This window comes from Acinetobacter haemolyticus, from assembly GCF_900406815.1.
Classification (GTDB): domain Bacteria; phylum Pseudomonadota; class Gammaproteobacteria; order Pseudomonadales; family Moraxellaceae; genus Acinetobacter; species Acinetobacter haemolyticus_A.
Map to the genome: position 1 here is coordinate 196,070 of NZ_OVCN01000003.1, position 17,443 is coordinate 213,512.

Genomic DNA, 17,443 nt, shown 5'->3' on the forward strand with positions numbered 1-17,443 from the left:
AGACTATTCAGCTACCTGATAATTAGGCCAATGATGATAATGTTGAGGATATATGCTGTGGTGTAACATTTAATTGTTGAATGAGATGATCAGCAATAAACTCAGCATCTTTAGCAACATCCATAAAACGTCCTGAACCCCATGTGTTTAACCAAGGTAAACCAATAAAGCTTACTTCAGGGTCAACGGTAATACCGCGATCATGTTTTGGATATCCATTTGTCTGGAATATATCTAAATCAATCCAAGAATAGTCTGGTCTAAATCCGATACACCAAATGATCGAAGTGATGTTCTCTTCAACTAAATCAATATGGGTAATTTCCTGTTCTGGCTGCCAAAGTGGCTGATATACAGATGCTGGCTCTTCAGTCACAATATTATTTTTCTCTAGATAGTCATCAATAGAGGCATTAATACGATTGTAAGTTGCATCTGCCATGTCTAGGTTCTGGATTAAATCTGGACGGAAGACAAACTGTCCTTCCTTATAGTCCTCAAATCGTCCAAACAATCGCATACCTTCTAATGCAAATTTACGTAGATCAATATCACGACCACCATCTCGCCCAGTCACATAATGATTAGTGCTGTTACGAACCTCTTCACTATATCGGTGATCTTTGACGGTTGTTTCGTAATAACCCATTTCATAAAGCCACTTCACTACGTCTTTACCACGATAAAAACGCGCACAGCGTGGTGCATCTCCCGTAGAAAGATAAACCTTTTTACCTGCCAAATGTAAATCTTCTGCAATTTGGGCACCTGATTGTCCTGAACCGACAACCAAGACATTACCTTCAGGTAACTGTTCCACATTAAAATATTGTTCTGAATGCATTACCAACACTTGTTCAGGGACTTGATCACTTAGTTTTGGATAAATTGGGGTGTGATAACCACCAGCCGCTACAACTAATTGTTTCGCAGTCGTTGTGCCTAAACTGGTTTCAATTTCAAAGTGTTGAGGTGCAATTTTTGCAACATGCTTAACCTGAACATTCAATAAAACTGGTGGATTCAGTTTTTCAATGAAGTCGTCGAGATATTCAACAATTTCATTTTTTTTCATAAATCCATCAGGGTCATTGCCGTTATATGGATGCTCTGGAAGCAAACATTGCCAATTGGGGGTAACCAAAGTGAAATTATCCCACCGTTTACTGCGCCAGCTATGGGTCAACTCTGATTCTTTTTCTAGAATCACATGATCAATTCCTGCTTTTTGTAAATAATGACTGATACATAACCCTGCCTGGCCACCACCAACAATCACGACATCATAATTTGGTTGTAAATCTTGAATTTGCATATTAAGCATCTTGTTCCCCTTATTCATTGTGCATTTCAGTAATTTCAATTTGGTCTTCGTCTTTTAAGGCGAATAAGTTAGCTTGGCGTTTAATCGTGGATAGGCTGTCCATGGCTGAACTACATGCAAAGCCATAACGTACTCGTACTCGTTCTGATGCAGCAGATAACCCATCTTCAGCCAACTTTAAAAACTGTATTGCTGGATATGAATGTCCTTTAGCTAGATATTCATAAATCACCGTGGATGGAGAGTAATATTGAATCAGCTCGCCATTCGGCCATTTCACGGTAAAATTCACGCTAGGCATATGCTGCCTCCTTCTCTATCGGCTCAATCGGATCCGACTGAGCCTTTAACTTTTTTAAAATTTCAGCATAGTTAAAACCAGTAAATGTTTGCTGATGAAAATCCCAAAATTGAGCATTTTGCTTCTGATCATGCACATAAACTTTTCCACTGGCATTACTTTCACCAATCACTGCACAGCAGATACCCTGACTGTCAAATAATTCAATGATTTCTTCGCATTCGCCTTCATCAGCTGTCAGCAAAAAACCATAACTAGGAAAGATTTGCAGCCACGTCTGCCAGTCCACATTTTGTGGTTTTGGAATTTTTTGAAGGTCTATGTCTGCGCCACTTTGCGTTGCCTCAAGTAGCATGAGCAGGCTGCCTAAAATGCCTGCATTACTAATGTCGCGTGCGGCATATACGATTCCTTGTTGTGCAAGTTGCGGCATTACTGAGAGCTGTGCTTGCAAAATACGTCCCGATACACGTTCAAAGCATTTCCAATAGACAGTGTTAGGATGAAATTGACCTTGTAGATTTAAAGCAATCAAAATCTTTTGCTGTGGTTTAACATGCAAAACCGACAATAATTTCTGTGCTGTTCCTTGAATGGCAACGGATAAAGCAGGCTGATAACTTTCAGCGATATTGCTATGCCCACCAATCAATGCAACATCATAAGCAGTACAAGCATCTTGCATGCCTTGCATTAATAATTGAGCATGCCCAACATTTGTATGCCAAAAGCTATTTACAACAGATAATGCACGACCACCCATTGCTGCAATGTCACTGATATTGGCCATGACTGCAGACCAACCCGCAAAATAAGGATGATTAGCAACAAAACCAGGCAACATCCCTTCACACGCATGTAAAATATATTGTCCTTGGACAGCAACAGCGGCAGTATCATCTCCAGGATAAGCGTATAAAGCTTGCAGAGAATTCACTTTATCCAGATTTGGGATCATTACACTTTTAGCAATCACCTGTTTTGATTGCATAGCTGGAGTTTGTCTCAAATATTCAAGAAGTTGATTGAGTGACATCATCATTCCACCTCTTTTTGCATATAAGCCTGCATGACCACATGCTGTAGCGGATAATGTTCAATTTGAGCTTGCATCATCATATGTGGAATTTCAGCAACCATTAATTCACAGACACTGTTCCAACATAATTTCTGAAAATAACGCTCATTTTGTTGCTGTACAGTCGCTAAGAATGTTTGACATCCTAGATTTTTTGCCGTCGACACTGCTGCATTAATCAGCGCTTTACCAATAGCATGATGATGGCGGTATAATGGCTCTACACATAAACGCCCACCCCACCATGTATTTGCTCCATCCGGGAAGATCCGCACTGCACCTATGACATGATCATGCTCACCAAACATTTGCCCAATCGCAACAATACCTAGAGCTTTAAAGTCATATTCATCACGGTCTTCTTTTAGAATCTTTTGTTCATCGCGAAAAGTTGCCTCTCGCAGGCGATAATATTGACGACGTTCCCAGTCTTCAGTGACCACCTTGATAACAATGTCATCTGTGACAAACTGTTTAAGGTCTTCATTTAATTCTATTAACCATGGATAACCAGAAAGTTGCATACTGTTTCTCCTACTCATAAGCTTTCAGTGAAGAACATGCTCCACATTTGGCACAACCCGCTTGAGTGTCTTCCGAGTTAAGCCCATGTAGACGGAGTTGCTCACCAATTTTTGGATAGAGTGCCTGCATAAAGGCTTGCTCAGGTTTTGAATGATGTTCAAGTGCTGTTCCCTGAATTGGTACAAATGGCACTACAAACGGATAAACGCCCATCTCGGTCAAGTTGGCAGTCATTTCAATGATTTCTTTTTCTGTATCGCCTAGCCCAGCTAAGATATAGGTACTTACTTGCCCCCGACCAAATACCTCAACTGCCGCCTTAAATGCTGCAAAATATGTATTAATTGAAACTTCTGCTTTACCCGGCATAATTTTATGACGTACCCGATCACTCACCGCTTCAAGATGCATACCAATTGACACCGCACCTGCATCTTTTAACTTTTGAAACCATGCAAAATCATCGGGTGGCTCACATTGCACCTGTATAGGTAACTTCACTTCAGCACATATTGCTTTTACACTGTCATATAAAATCTCTGCTCCACGGTCTGGAGTATTAGGTGTGCCAGTGGTAATGACCATTTGCTGTACACCATCGAGTTCCACAGCTGCTTTTGCAACTTCTGCGAGCTGTTCAGGACGTTTCCGAATTAAAGTACGACCACTTTTTAAAGATTGGTCAATCGAACAAAATTGACAAGCCGTAGCTTTATCATTCATACGAATGCAATGTTGTAATACTGTTGTTGCCAAGACATCGTGGCTATGCAAAGTTGCAATTTGCTCATATGGAATACCTTCGTCTGTAGTTAAGTCATAAAACTTTGGACGAGATGGGGCTGTTAATGTTGCTACAGGAATCCGGTTTTTAAATACGATCACTTGGTCAGAATCTGGATCAGCTTTGGCACTGTATGGAGACTCTTGTGCAGCTAGATTCAACACTGGAATCATCATCGTCTGCCCATCTAGGCTGAGTGCCTTATGATCACTTGGCCCTGCACCGCCTTTACGAGATAGACCAAATTCACCATCCCATTTCAGACCGTTACATTGCAAATCAGTCAAAAGTTGTATTGCAGACATACTCACCCCTCTCTATAGAATTGGTTTAATAAGGCTTAAACCTGCTCTTCCGTAAATCTGGAAATCTTTTCAAGATTTGTTAAATCCAAGGATTCGACTTTAAGTTCATGTAGTACCTGTGTCGGACGACGATCAATCAATAAACTTAATAATTCTGGACGGCTATAATGACCAACCGAATCCATCATGCGTTTACGTTTATCAATTAATGAAAAGTCTAAGTCAGCGATACAATAACCTTCACCCTGAGTAACAGGTTCGGCTAGAAATTTCCCTTCAGGCAATACAATAGCAGTGAAGCATCCACCTGAAATTGGACCAATTTCACAACCAGTGTCTTTCATAATTTGTTGTTGTTGCTCAGGATGTAGCCATGCCGTCGCATTAACTACGAAACAACCTGACTCCAAAGCATGGTGCTGAATAGTGGCACTGATCTGATCAGCGAACACCTGTCCGACTAATGAACCAGGGAACATGGCAGCATGAATCTGTTCTCCATCTGCCATTAAGGCAAAACGTGCCAAAGGGTTATAATGCTCCCAGCATGCCAGTGACCCAATACGCCCGACAGCAGAATCAATCGCACGCAACCCACTGCCATCGCCTTGTCCCCACACCATACGTTCATGATAAGTTGGGGTAATTTTTCGACGATGCTGAATAATCGAGCCATCAGCATCAAATAACAGCTGTGCGTTGTAGATTGTTCCACCCGCGCGCTCATTAATCCCAATAGAAACCACCATTTTTGCTTCAGCACAGGCTTGACCAATCGCAAAGGTTGCTTCAGAAGGGACAACCACAGATTCATTGAGAAGCTTTAAATGTTCCTTACCCATTGCAAACGGTGGTTGTACAAAAGAAAAGTAAGGGTAATAAGGCACTACCGTTTCAGGAAAAACAGCAAACTGTACGCCTTGTTTACCTAGCTCTAAAATCGTATTACAGATTTTTTGTACGGTTTCCTTTTGGCTATAAAGCACTGGACTACACTGTACTGCTGCTGCTTTTACAATCTGATTCATGTCTTATTCCCCTTTCTTAAATCTTTAAACAGTCCAAGTATCAATGATCAGTGCATTGTCACGACGCATCAGTAATTTCAAGTCCATTACATCTAAAGGATTGATTGGACGAATCCCTGGCATTAATGCTTTTTCGGTTTGACCATATAGCGCTTGTAATGCGAATCGGCAGGCATAAACTTCACCACCTTCTTCCATAAAGGCTTTAAGCTGATTATTGACCGCCAAATGTCCAGGAAAAGCTTCAGCACCTAAAGTTGGGAAACCACGTTGTACCCCCAACTGAACACCTGGACCGTAGAGCAAAATTTTGGTTTCAAAACCTTTGCGTAATAATCGTTTTGCTTGTAAGACATTAACCAAGCCAATAGAACCTTCAAAGGCAACGGTGTGGAAAGTCACCAATGCTTTTTCACCCGGCTGAGCTTTTACATCCTCAAATACTTTTTCTTCATAATCGACAAGAAAATCACCATCTTTGTATTGTTCAATATCTACTTTAGGCATAGCCGTTCCTCATATCTACGGTTTCGATTCAACCAACTGTTTTGGTCTATCCGTGTTATTGCGAGAGCTGTGCCAAGATCTATTTTCTGGTAGGAATTAATTTTTATGTCATTGAAATATAATAATTAATATTTTCAAAACTGCTCTTTTAGATGATAAATATAGTGCTGGAAGGTTATGATTTTTCGTAGTATTATGAAATTTCATAACCTATTCTATGAAATTTCGTAGCATGAATAATACCGACTTCATTTCCGATTGGGTTACTACTGAGAATTCAATTCGTCCACTTGCATTTGAACACACCTCTCAAGCCTTACTCGTTTTAGACCCACATCAAAATCAGTTTATTGATGTAAATATTAGTGCTACGAAATTACTCCGCTATGAACGCCATGAGCTGATTCAAAAAACTATCACCTCTATTTTTGGTCATTTTAGTCAACTCCCAGACTTAGTGGCATTTACAGAAGAAACACTAGCTAAAGGCTATGCATGGAATAATGAGCTATATGCTTTTGATAAAAATGGAGAAAAAATTCAATTCGATGTCAGCTCTGTTTCAATCCCATATAAGAATAAGACTCTGCTCATTTGGTCCTTAGTCGATGTCAAAGACTTAGAGCTACGTCAACTGAATAAAAATGCAGATAAAGTCATTCGTGCAGGGCTTAAAGAATGGCAAGCTCTACAAGAACTTTTTATTGATTCTGACACTGGCAAGCATTTGCTGCTAAGCTCAGTAGGTGATGGAATTTATAGTATCGATAAACAAGGATTATGTACCTTTATAAATCCCGTTGGCGCGAGAATGCTAGGATTAAAACCAGAAGATGTGCTTAGTAAAAATATCCATAAAATACACCACCATACTCATGAGAATGGTACGCACTATCCTGTCGAGGAATGCCCAATCTACGCAGCTGTACACGATGGTGTAGTACATGAAGGAATACAAGAGATTTTCTGGCGACGTGATGGCAGTTTTTTTCCTGTGGAATTTACAAGTACACCAATCATCCGTGAAAGCGAGATCATTGGTGCAGTTGTAGTCTTTAGAGATATCAGCGAACGCTTAAATACAGAAAAACAACTCACCCATGCTCTTAACGAACTACAAGACTTAAAAAGTCGACTAGAACAACAAAATGAATATTTACAGGAAGAGATACTACAAGAGAATCAATATCATGAAATTGTGGGAAATAGTGCCTCAATTTTACAAATCATTGAAAAAATTAAAGTAGTTGCTTCTACTGATGCCAATGTCATGATTTATGGCGAATCTGGTACAGGAAAGGAACTGATTGCACGTGCAATCCATCAATCTAGTCATCGTAAACAACAACCTCTTATACGTGTTAACTGTGCAGCCATCCCCTCAGAACTATTTGAAAGTGAATTTTTCGGGCATGTTAAAGGCGCATTTACGGGAGCAGTGCGTGATCGAGCGGGGCGATTTGAACTTGCAGATCAAGGAACATTGTTTCTAGATGAAATTGGTGAAATCCCACTAGAATTACAAAGTAAATTATTAAGAGTATTACAAGAAGGAACATTTGAACGAATTGGTGAAGAAAAAACTCGCCACGTTGATGTCAGGATTATTGCAGCGACTAATCGTAATCTCAGAGAAGAAGTTAAGCTCAAAAATTTCCGTGAAGACTTATACTTCCGCTTGAATGTATTCCCGATTCACTCACCCGCCTTACGAGATAGAAAAGAAGATATTCCTCTATTAGTTTCACACTTTACCAAGCTGATCAGTGAAAATCGTAAAGTGCCTTATTTACCTTTTTCACAAAAACACATCCTCGAACTGCAACACTATGACTGGCCGGGTAATATTCGAGAATTACAAAATGTGTTGGAGCGAGCATTGATTACTGCCAAACATGGCGCTGTTTCATTTAAATATTTACTGGAACAAGAATCCTCTCAGACTATGCAGCACAATCACGCTACAGCAATTGAGCAAGTCCTATCGATACAACAGCTTAAACAGTTAGAAACTGAAAATCTTCAACTGGCAATCAAACAATGTGAAGGTAAAATTTTTGGTGATGAGGGTGCAGCTAAGCTTTTAGGGATTAATCCAACGACACTGATTTCAAAATTAAAAAAATTAGGTATTAAATATTAATGGATATTCAATACCTTACCAACAAATGAATAATCACATTGGGATAAAGCAATGGAAATCAATAGAATTGGTGATATTTCTGCTTTTGTAGCTTCAGTCAGATATGGCAGTTATACTCTTGCAGCGAAACATTTAGGTTTATCACGATCTGCTATTGGTAAAAGTATTGTTCGTTTAGAAGAACAAATGAAAGTGCGACTATTAAATCGAACGACACGAAGCTTAAGCTTGACTGATGAGGGGCAAATTCTCTTTGATTATTGCCAGCAGATTTTAGAAGGTTTAGAAGGTTTAGAAGGTTTAGAAGGTTTAGAAGAAGTTGATCATGTAATGGCTTCACGTCGCCTTGAACCGATTGGTACTTTAAAAATTACAGCTCCTCACTCACTTGGAAATCGATATATTTTACCCATTTTAGACACCTTTCTAAAAAAATGGCCTGGATTAAAAGCAGACATTTCTTTTACAGATCGCTTTGTTGACATCATTGAAGAAGGCTTTGACATAGGTATTCGTGTTGGTGAACCCAAGGATGATTCTCGACTTTTAACACGGACCATCGCATGGCAAAAAATGCAGACATGTGCATCACCACAATATATTAAATTACATGGTTCCCCCCAAACTCCAGAAGATTTAGCAAAATTTGATACAATTTTTCTAAATGGTAGCAACAATCGTAGAAGCTGGAAATTCAAGACAGACTCGGGGATCTATGTTTTTGAAGGTCCTGAGAAGATGAAAATCGATAGTTCAGATGCTATCTTGGCATCTGCAGTTTCAGGGTTTGGTATCATACAACTACCCACCTATATCACACAAGAAAGTATTGATCAGCTCCAACTTATTCCTCTTCTTGAAAAATATACAGTTGAACCCGAGCCTATTCGCATTATTTATCCAAGCAAAAAACATTTGTCTCCAAGAATCAGAATGTTTATCGATTACCTCGTTGAACAATGGACTGTATTGCCTCCTTGGGAAAGAATAGACTCAGGCACTAAAACTTGAGTCTACAAAAAAATTTTGATTAATTAGGGCTTTGTTGCACAAAGATTTCATAACTATATGATTTTAAAAGTTTTGATTATTTCTTGATCCAAAATTAAATTTATTTAAATCAGATGCTTACATATTTATGCAACAAAGCCAGTCAGGAATATTCCTTTCCGTATAATAAACATTCCACATCTCTCTCTCCTTTAATATGCTTACGCACTCAGAATTTTTTATTTTGTCGAAAGCATAACTACTATCATGCACTCCCAACGAAGACAAATATTGAATTAACTTACCTCTTGTCATTACGAATTTCCTTTAAATATGGATTATTAGGATCTAAAAGTTCCTGAACAGATTTTGGCAACTTATACTGAGTTCCTTGGCCAGGTTGTCCAAACCATGGTAAGATTTTTGATTCAGCTGTAGGAGTAATAGGCTTTATAACTTCATATTGCCTATAAGGTTTATTTAATGAGCTAAAAGGTAATGCACGTTTTTCAATTCACATGGATTTATTCATTTTTCTTGCTTCATCAGCTACCCTATAAAAAATTTCTGAAGCTATATCATCTAAAGGTTCAATTTCCCTTACTGTCTGTACCCCAATAATAATTTCAGATATTCGACTTTTATCAATATCCATATTTTTTTCAAAACTTATTAAATATTCAATTTGGTTATAAATAGATTTCAACACAATTAAATCTGGATATAAACCTATTAGATTCTCGCATTTTTCTAGTGCAATATAAAATAGTTCTAGCCGTTTATTCATTAATCACTTCACCTGTTTTAAATTTTCTTTGTTTGGAACAAAATACTGTGTACCACCACCTTTTGCTGGATAAGGTTTATTCGGATCAGTCCATGTATCAACAATTTCTTTAGCTTTTGATTTAAGCACCTCTGTTTCCTTTACTGGAGCAAAAGTAATTGGCACTCTTCCTGCTGGGTTAATTCCTAAATGGTTTGCTGGAGTACCAACTGGTGCAAAATAATTGCCAATTCTACCATCTTTAATATGTTGCACATATTTTTCATCTATTTTCAATATCGAATAAAAGCGTTAGTAAGTTCAACATCATTTTTAATTGGTTTAATATTCACTGATATTTCCTCATTCTTATAGTGTCCTCCAATTCCCAATACCTAGAAACAGGAGGATAGACATCAATATAGCTATTCTAATTTACGAGTATTATTTCAGCTTTGAATAAAACTTATTCTTACTATCATACTGATAAGGTACAATTTTATTTACTTTAACCATCTGACTATTGTCGTTCAAATCCGTTCCCTGATATTGAATCTGGAATGGATAAAATGGTTGTCCATTTTTGTTAACTTTGATTGCTGAAGAATAGCCGTACTCTGGTTGTTCTGAAACTTTTCCTTCTTCGAACATTTGTTCAACAATATAGTCGTCTTCATTTAACAGAAGAAGTGACCACACGCTTTCCCCATAACCATTGCCGTAATAACCATCAATGGTATAGCTTCCTAGTGTATTGTTTCCAAAAGCTTGTAAGTTCTTTTTAAATTCTTGAGCATTCCATGAGGTTCGACCATATCCCTCTATACTTTCAATTCCCCCTTGGGCTGTTTTTGAAATCATTTGGAATTGTCCATTGTCCAATTTTTTAAAGAGATATAATTCCAAAGTGCCTCGTGTAGCATGTGAAGTTTCTATCCTCCCTTCGATTGCTAAAGTCACTTCCACAGGGACTAAATAACGGGCTTCCCCCTGCATATTCTGGTAAGTAATAATAGGCGCGATACTGATTACAGCATCAGTGAGATCATCCAAGTCGCTAGGCTTATTAACATAGTAGTATTTGCCACTTCCCCAGTAATCATCTTTTCCTCTTTCTCTGGATGATGTCACTTTATAAAAACTTCGAGCAACGGTATCTGTACTTAGGTTAGGGAGTACAACTTGCTTAAAGTTCTTAGGTTCAAGCTTGGATGTATCATAGTATTTAATGGCTGTTGTAGCTGTTTGTACTGATGTCGTTTGAACAGCATTGAGCTGCTGTGCTTTATTAGCCTGCAATACATTGTATAACTTGACCGCTTCAGGTTGTCCCTGCCGTGCAGCACTTTGCAACAAGGTAACGCCCTTTTTTGCATCCTGTGGTACACCATCCCCATTAAGATACATGACTGCTAATGCGTACTGTGAAGGAGCAAAACCATTCACTGCTGCCTTGGAAAACCATTCAGCCGCTTTTTTATGATCTACAGGTACACCTTTCTTTCCTAAGTAGTAAAGCATTCCCATATTATGGTGACTTTGATTATTATCTCCTTTGGTCACGACTTGTGACAGTACATAGTTCAGTCCTGCCGACAGGTTCACTTTCTTGGTTTCAGCAGATACTGTTGAACTGGTCATTACCATACTGTTAGCGACAGCAAGATGGAGTATTAATTTTTTCATCTGATTCTTATCCTTATTAATCATTCACATTAAACCAGTAGGAATATTCTTTAGGCTGACCATTCACCAAGACATTGCTGAGTTTGACGTCGTAGATCACATTCAGTTTCAAATCGTCGAAGTTAAATTGGATATGGTTAGGAACTCCGATATTTTCATAGCGTATATTGCTGATCTTCTGTTTAGCTCCACTACTTCGTTCAGTGACAACAACAGTGGCTTTGGCGTAATCCACATTTCGATTGGCAAAGAAATTCTTTTGATCGGTTAAAACTGAAATCGAGAGAATTGAACCCGCCATATAATATTTGGCTGGATAGTTGTGGTAGGGATAGGCAATCACACCGAGTGGTGCAGTGGTTGGATTGTCGAAGGGATAAACCACTTTGTAGGACGTACCGACCACATAAGGGAATCGGGTATCTTTAAATGATGGCGCATTAACTGAACCATACGCCGATTTTTGTAAGAAAGGATTAAGCATCCAGAGGCGATGCCCCACATCTCCTGCAAACAGATTTAATTTGTCATGCACCATATTTGTAATGCTTTCGGCAGGTGAATAGTCATATTTATTCTGTCTTACCCCCATTTCCAAACTACTGGTTTTTGCACCCACTGCACCAATATCTGAATAGCAGTTTGTGGTCGCTTCAGGGTAATGAGTCAAGATGTTGTTTGCCGCAAGAATCAGGGCAGTCTGCATCATCTCATCTTCATGGGCATAATCGTATGTAATACTTGGCAACCCATGCAAGGCACGAACCGTATTGAGCTCATGTAAAAACTCATTTCTAAACTTTGCTCTGAGCTTACCTGCATAACAGTTATTGATATCGGGTGCATCACCCATAGATGAAGCTTTAAACACATCAAAGCTGATGGTTTTACTCTCTGCTGCCAGTGTTTTAGCATCCCCCTCTTGAGTAAGTTTAAGGGTACATAACCCTGCACCAATCCCTTTGAGTTCCCCCTGACTATAGGTACAGGTTGATGAAGAAAGGCTGCTAATCGTGACAGGTAGTTTGGCACTGGATTCCGTATCCAGTGAATACACACTCTCCGTCAGGATATATTTGATTTTTAGTGGGGTAATGGTTTGCTTGAGCTTATTCACGCACACATTATTTTCTAGATATTGCTCAGCCGCACAACTCACATTGACGGTCATGCTGCTATTCAGTGCTAGAACTTTTGCCGTCCCTGCCTGTGTCAATACCAGATTACACTGACCGACTTTATGCGCTTTAAGTTCACCGCCACTTACACTACAGATGTTGGGTGTGTTACTGCTAAACGTTACTACTAGACCTTGATCTGTTTGCAGCGATAATGGATAGCGTTGACCTTGAATCAGCGTACTGAATGGTAGTGACTGAATATTCTGCACTACCTTGTTTTTACATACACCCTCTTCCAGATATTGGCTTTCAACACAGGTCACGGGCTTAGGGATTGGATTGCCATTATCTGGATTATCCGTTCCACCGCCATTGGATGAACTTGAATCTCCACCCGAACCACTACCACACCCGACCATTGCTGTACTGATTGCCATCATTAGAACTGATGGCATGAACGATTTTGAAATCATCATGATTGACTGCCTTAAATTTTTATATTGTTGTTATTGATAATGATCAGCCGATAATAATTGACGGATTTCACTGGCCATTTGTGGACTACGCCAAGGAAATAGGACTTTTAGGCTGTAATTCGGTTTGAATGGATCTCGTGTACCAATATTGACTTGAAACTCTCGTTTCATCGGTGTGCGATGGACCTGTTGATTGACATGTGTTCCCATCATTGGATTGCTGATCACAGTGGTCGTGGTTCTAAAGTTATCTTCGACTAAGTTGTAGTGTCCAACGGAAGTGATGTAATCAAAGGGATATTTGACGAGGCGTTGATCAGACTGATCAAACAGAATAATGGTTTTATCTTGGCTGTTGATCCAAACACCACGGTTTTGGTAGTTAAAGCTTTCTCCTTGACGTTTCAGTTGTTCAGTCATCCCGTCAAAGTAGGTATTTCCATATTCATAAAGGTAGTAAAGGATCACAAACCAGAACAGGTCAAAGCCAAAGAAGATGTAACCGAAAGCACCAAAGGAGAAGATTTTGGCAACGATGAGAAAGATCACGATGGGTAAGACCACACATTTTATAAAGAGCTTAGATTTTTGTGGACGGTGTTCAATGGGTATGATTTTGGGTTTGCTTAATTCAGTCATGGTTGTTTCCCGCATGTTCAATGCAATGCACAATCACCAGCAGATATAAAAAGGTTTATTTTTTATAGGCGTGATTTAGCCGTCCACCGTTGGATTGTTCTTGTAAAAATGTTGTTTGAATAACAGACGAATAATAAAAAATTAGCCGTATCGCCCCCGTTGCAAAGCACAACAAGGTTGAACATGGGGTGAAACACAAATTAGAAAAGATTGGTACAGCATGAGAAGCTCCTTGTGTTAAGAAGTTCTACCAATTACTGCTAAATAATGGTGGCAGAACGAGAGCGGGTTAGCAGACTGGAACACAAGAATCCAGCACGTCCGAAGACGTCCCCCTCCCGTTCCACCGCAGAGGGGCACGAGGGGATAAACACTAAAAGACAAGTCCTTTAATGCTCTTGTGTTGGACGGTCTGCTAAAACCGACTGGCAATGTAGGCCAGCGAGCTCATATTAATTTTATCCAGCGCTTTAGTCAATTTTACAAAGCACTAAAATCTAGACAATTAGATTCGCCAAATGTAATCGCATTAAATCTTTGATTTTTCCCATAAGGTCAAATTCGTCCAATCGATAGGCTCATTTTGCTTTGATGGATGAGGCTAAAATGGACTGTTGTTCTCTATTAAAATAAAACAATAAAATAAAGAATTAAATCAGGCTCAGTTCAGCTTTTACATTCAACGCATTGAGATGAATCAATGCCTAATGAGCTGTTAATAAGAAGAATGTATTGGCTCAGGCTGATTTAAAGCGATCAAACTGAAGCTCACGCACCTTCAGAAATAGCCTATTAAATGGGATAGAATAAATAATCAGCAAAGCTCAGCGGGTCGATTAAATGAACTCAGCCAGTACAACAATGGTTTTAGCAGAAGCCATATTGAAAACTGCGGATTTACTCGGTCTTAGTAATACTCAACTGGCTGCTGTGATAGGTCGCGATCTCGCTTCGATGAAGCAAATCGAATTCTCAGCTGTATTAGAACCCGCATCTGCACAAGGTGAAACTGGATTATTACTGATTCGCCTTTATCAAAGCTTATCAGCACTCACGGGCGATGATTCTGAATGGATTGATTATTTTATGAATGCATTCAATACCGCAACCGATGGTGTCCCGATTCAGCAAATTCAAACTAGAAAAGGCTTAGAGAAAGTCTTAACAGTTGTTGAAGCCCTAAACAATCGATGATTTATTTAAATCATTCTTTTAGCGAATCAGCTTCAATTTGCTTGATTAGAAATTCTGATCATCATTAGCATCACTTCCGTTAAAAACACAGCAAAGATTAAAATTTGTGCTCAACAAACCACCACAAACATGATTCACAATCAAATTCCTAGCCGTCAGAAATTTAAAATATCTTCAGGTTAATCAATACATTAGATCTCTTGCGAAAGTAAAAACCACCTCAATCTAAGTTTCATGAGATATCAGAACTTAAATCGTTTTTCAGATTCTGAATTTAAACGCTTGGTTGGCGTACCTCGACCAGTTTTTACCGAAATGGTAGATGTTTTAGAAAAAGCAGAATCACTCAAAAAGAAATCAGGTCGTCCTCATACTTTAGCTATAGAGGATCAGTTGTTATTAACGCTCAATTACTTACGTAACTACAGTACTCAACTGGAATTGGCGGCACACTACCATATCGCTGAAAGTAATGTGAATCGAACCATTAAAAAGGTTGAAGATGCATTGATGAAATCAAGATGTTTTACTCTGCCAAAACGAAGCATTACCACAGCAGACGAACACTTTAACTGGGTCATTATCGATGCGACAGAATGTTCAATAGAACGCCCGAAAAAAAAATCAGAGTAAGTTCTACAGTGGTAAAAAGAAGAAACATACGCTAAAAGCACAAGTGATCTATCATCCGAAGAGCAAACAAATCATAGGGCTAGATATATCGAATGGCAGTCAGCATGACATTAAACTGGCAAGAAAAACGGTTAAGAAATTCAAACATTGTGAATATGTTATGACCGATTTAGGGTACTACGGATTAGAGCAAGATGGCTTTAAATTATTGATGCCAATAAAGAAAAAGAAGAATATACCCTTATTTGATGTTGAGAAAAAGTACAATAAAATGATTGGAAAAATACGAGTTGTGATCGAACACATCAATAGTCAATTGAAGACATTTAGAATATTAAGTGAACGCTATCGAAATAGACGGAAAAGATTCGGTTTACGCATTAACTTAATCGCTGCACTGGTAAACCGGATAAATTTTCAATAATGACTTTCGCAAGAGATCTATTATTTAATGTTAAAATATGTAAAAAGATCCAATTACATCGTTGACAGCTCAAGCGATACCCAGTTAAGCTAATTGAACACAGCAAAATCTGTGTACAGGCGTGAGAACCTGTTATATTCTACAAGCGCAAAACAATGTCGCTTATGCGGCTATTTTTTTGTCTACTGTTTAGCAGTCGTTATGGCAGCTTGACAGGGCAGCTTTATGCTGGCCGTACCTTGTAGAACGGTATTCTCACCCCTGTTTTGCTGCCACCATTACCGTGAGAAGTAATGGGGGTAAGTATTAAACTTATCTACAAGGAAACGACTATGAACGCAATTCTTCATGGTGCAAATACGTGCACATCTAAACAACAAGCCTCGCAACTGATTGTTGAACTGGGCAAATCAATTTCAAATCCTCAACGTCAAACACTTGCCAATCTTTATATTGCTGTTGACACTGCAAACTCCCTGCTCAACGAACTTGAACAAGCCCATGAAATCATTCGTCAATGCATGCATGAAATGACTGATGAGCAAATTCTTAAAGTCGCAAAGCTCAATCAAAATAACAATTTATCGTCGCTCTGGGCATTTCGTACACATCAACGTCACAAGATGATTGAACGTGCACAACGTGTGCTACGTGGGGCGAATCATGTCCAAGACCAATAAGAATAATCATCTTCTCGTATCTGGAGACTATCCTCTCATTGCTTCGCCAACGCTTGCAAAAGCGTTTGGCGTGGCTGCCGCCAATTTTTTACAGAAGTTGCATTACTTTTTAGAAAATAACGAAGGAAAAACCTTTAATGGAAAAAAATATTGGTTCCATAGTTATGAACAGTGGCAAAGCACGCTTGGCGTGTACAGCATCTCAACAATCAAACGAATTGTTGCAAAGTTAAAGCGAGCTGGGATTCTTGTGATTGAAAAGTTAGCACAAAATAAATGGCTGTGTCTTTGTACATTAATGTCTTAAACTAGCAAAGTGTAAAATCAACAACTTACATCAAATCTAATTAAATAAATCTACATTACAGTTCTAAACTCAATGAATTTTTCAGTTTAGAAAAATAGCAGTTTTTACAATATAGTTGTAAACCTAGCTTTTCCAAATTGGTAAAACTTCTTGATTAGGTGTCTTGAAAAACATACCAAAATTCCAAGTTCCTTTAATTTGTCGCCAACAACAATAAGTTAAGAAATCTTCACTACGTTGACCAATTATCCAATTACCCCAACCAACCTCTAAGACATCATCGGAGAAGCTACCAAATGCAACACCTATTGCTAAATCGCCCCAGTGTGCTAGTTCAGGGTGTGATTCACGTAGTTGAGCAATATCTTTTCTGTCTTGTTCACTCCATTCGCCATGATCTGAACCAGGGGTCGTCTCAGGAAACGGAAAATATAGCACGCTAAGGATTTTCACTCCGACTTCTTTTAACGATATCCAACACGGTATTTTTGCTTAGATTGACCAGCCGACCGACTTGTCGATAAGAGTGTCC

19 protein-coding genes and 1 pseudogene are annotated in these 17,443 nt (G+C 38.9%); 6 read left to right on the forward strand and 14 right to left on the reverse strand.

Annotated features, from left to right (window positions below):
• Nucleotides 1–22 precede the first annotated feature (22 nt).
• Genes DK207_RS03435 through DK207_RS03465 form a run of 7 tightly spaced genes read right to left on the reverse strand, consistent with a single transcriptional unit; the run spans nucleotide 23 to nucleotide 5,852 of the window.
• Nucleotides 23–1,324 carry an MSMEG_0569 family flavin-dependent oxidoreductase gene (locus DK207_RS03435; protein ID WP_016541981.1) on the reverse strand — a complete coding sequence of 434 codons (1,302 nt, stop codon included), beginning with the start codon at nucleotides 1,322–1,324 and terminating at the stop codon, nucleotides 23–25.
• A 10-nt stretch (nucleotides 1,325–1,334) separates the two neighbouring features.
• Complete coding sequence (locus DK207_RS03440; RefSeq protein WP_008941947.1) at nucleotides 1,335–1,625, reverse strand: MSMEG_0570 family nitrogen starvation response protein; 291 nt, start codon at nucleotides 1,623–1,625, stop codon at nucleotides 1,335–1,337.
• Entirely contained in the window at nucleotides 1,618–2,664 is a 1,047-nt protein-coding gene (locus DK207_RS03445) for a sll0787 family AIR synthase-like protein (protein ID WP_016541980.1), read from the reverse strand. The genes DK207_RS03440 and DK207_RS03445 overlap by 8 nt, the downstream gene beginning before the upstream one ends.
• A complete protein-coding gene (locus DK207_RS03450) occupies nucleotides 2,664–3,227 on the reverse strand; it encodes an MSMEG_0567/Sll0786 family nitrogen starvation N-acetyltransferase (protein WP_016541979.1) in 564 nt (187 codons plus the stop codon). Before DK207_RS03450 ends, DK207_RS03445 begins: the two co-directional genes overlap by 1 nt.
• Nucleotides 3,228–3,237: 10 nt before the next feature.
• A complete protein-coding gene (locus DK207_RS03455) occupies nucleotides 3,238–4,317 on the reverse strand; it encodes an MSMEG_0568 family radical SAM protein (RefSeq protein WP_002058083.1) in 1,080 nt (359 codons plus the stop codon).
• A 35-nt stretch (nucleotides 4,318–4,352) separates the two neighbouring features.
• Entirely contained in the window at nucleotides 4,353–5,345 is a 993-nt protein-coding gene (locus tag DK207_RS03460; RefSeq protein ID WP_109439985.1) for a Nit6803 family nitrilase, read from the reverse strand.
• Nucleotides 5,346–5,369: 24 nt separating this feature from the next.
• The gene (locus DK207_RS03465) at nucleotides 5,370–5,852 is read right to left on the reverse strand and encodes an MSMEG_0572/Sll0783 family nitrogen starvation response protein (RefSeq protein ID WP_002058090.1); all 483 of its coding nucleotides are present in this window, start codon (nucleotides 5,850–5,852) and stop codon (nucleotides 5,370–5,372) included.
• Nucleotides 5,853–6,069: 217 nt separating this feature from the next.
• Here DK207_RS03465 and DK207_RS03470 point away from each other — a divergent pair, with 217 nt between their 5' ends.
• Entirely contained in the window at nucleotides 6,070–7,995 is a 1,926-nt protein-coding gene (locus tag DK207_RS03470; RefSeq protein WP_016660412.1) for a sigma 54-interacting transcriptional regulator, read from the forward strand.
• A 51-nt stretch (nucleotides 7,996–8,046) separates the two neighbouring features.
• Nucleotides 8,047–9,006 (forward strand): LysR family transcriptional regulator, encoded by a 960-nt coding sequence (locus DK207_RS03475; protein WP_109439986.1) that lies wholly within the window; start codon nucleotides 8,047–8,049, stop codon nucleotides 9,004–9,006.
• A 280-nt stretch (nucleotides 9,007–9,286) separates the two neighbouring features.
• Here the strand turns inward: DK207_RS03475 and DK207_RS16055 are convergent, their stop codons facing one another.
• From DK207_RS16055 to DK207_RS03505, 6 genes are all read right to left on the reverse strand, one after another.
• A complete protein-coding gene (locus DK207_RS16055) occupies nucleotides 9,287–9,499 on the reverse strand; it encodes a TNT domain-containing protein (protein WP_081377758.1) in 213 nt (70 codons plus the stop codon).
• Nucleotides 9,500–9,772: a hypothetical protein gene (locus DK207_RS03485; RefSeq protein ID WP_008941961.1), complete on the reverse strand. Its 273-nt coding sequence runs from the start codon at nucleotides 9,770–9,772 to the stop codon at nucleotides 9,500–9,502. It lies immediately after the preceding gene.
• A 3-nt stretch (nucleotides 9,773–9,775) separates the two neighbouring features.
• Nucleotides 9,776–10,027, reverse strand: a complete 252-nt coding sequence (locus DK207_RS03490; protein WP_010589574.1) for a polymorphic toxin type 46 domain-containing protein — start codon at nucleotides 10,025–10,027, stop codon at nucleotides 9,776–9,778.
• 168 nt (nucleotides 10,028–10,195) lie between these two features.
• Nucleotides 10,196–11,437 (reverse strand): tetratricopeptide repeat protein, encoded by a 1,242-nt coding sequence (locus tag DK207_RS03495; RefSeq protein WP_004682117.1) that lies wholly within the window; start codon nucleotides 11,435–11,437, stop codon nucleotides 10,196–10,198.
• A gap of 16 nt (nucleotides 11,438–11,453) precedes the next feature.
• A complete protein-coding gene (locus tag DK207_RS03500) occupies nucleotides 11,454–13,034 on the reverse strand; it encodes a CAP domain-containing protein (RefSeq protein ID WP_016541975.1) in 1,581 nt (526 codons plus the stop codon).
• Between the two features lie 30 nt (nucleotides 13,035–13,064).
• Nucleotides 13,065–13,673 (reverse strand): hypothetical protein, encoded by a 609-nt coding sequence (locus DK207_RS03505; protein ID WP_004679652.1) that lies wholly within the window; start codon nucleotides 13,671–13,673, stop codon nucleotides 13,065–13,067.
• An 840-nt stretch (nucleotides 13,674–14,513) separates the two neighbouring features.
• On the opposite strand from DK207_RS03505, the gene DK207_RS03515 reads away from it, so the two are divergent.
• The 4 genes and pseudogenes from DK207_RS03515 to DK207_RS03530 form a co-directional block, all read left to right on the forward strand.
• Nucleotides 14,514–14,867, forward strand: a complete 354-nt coding sequence (locus DK207_RS03515; protein ID WP_016660659.1) for an antitoxin Xre/MbcA/ParS toxin-binding domain-containing protein — start codon at nucleotides 14,514–14,516, stop codon at nucleotides 14,865–14,867.
• Between the two features lie 234 nt (nucleotides 14,868–15,101).
• A protein-coding gene (locus DK207_RS03520) for an IS5 family transposase (protein ID WP_109439987.1) occupies nucleotides 15,102–15,924 on the forward strand; the annotation gives its coding sequence in 2 pieces (ribosomal slippage) (nucleotides 15,102–15,482 and nucleotides 15,484–15,924; 822 coding nt in all).
• Between the two features lie 332 nt (nucleotides 15,925–16,256).
• The gene (locus DK207_RS03525) at nucleotides 16,257–16,604 is read left to right on the forward strand and encodes a hypothetical protein (RefSeq protein ID WP_016541972.1); all 348 of its coding nucleotides are present in this window, start codon (nucleotides 16,257–16,259) and stop codon (nucleotides 16,602–16,604) included.
• Nucleotides 16,588–16,887 (forward strand): annotated as a pseudogene (locus DK207_RS03530) (replication protein); the annotation flags it as partial. The gene DK207_RS03525 and the pseudogene DK207_RS03530, both read left to right, overlap by 17 nt.
• Nucleotides 16,888–17,034: 147 nt before the next feature.
• Here DK207_RS03530 and DK207_RS03535 read toward each other — a convergent pair.
• On the reverse strand, nucleotides 17,035–17,364 hold the full coding sequence (locus tag DK207_RS03535; protein ID WP_016660660.1) for a hypothetical protein: 330 nt from the start codon (nucleotides 17,362–17,364) through the stop codon (nucleotides 17,035–17,037).
• Nucleotides 17,365–17,443: the final 79 nt, after the last annotated feature.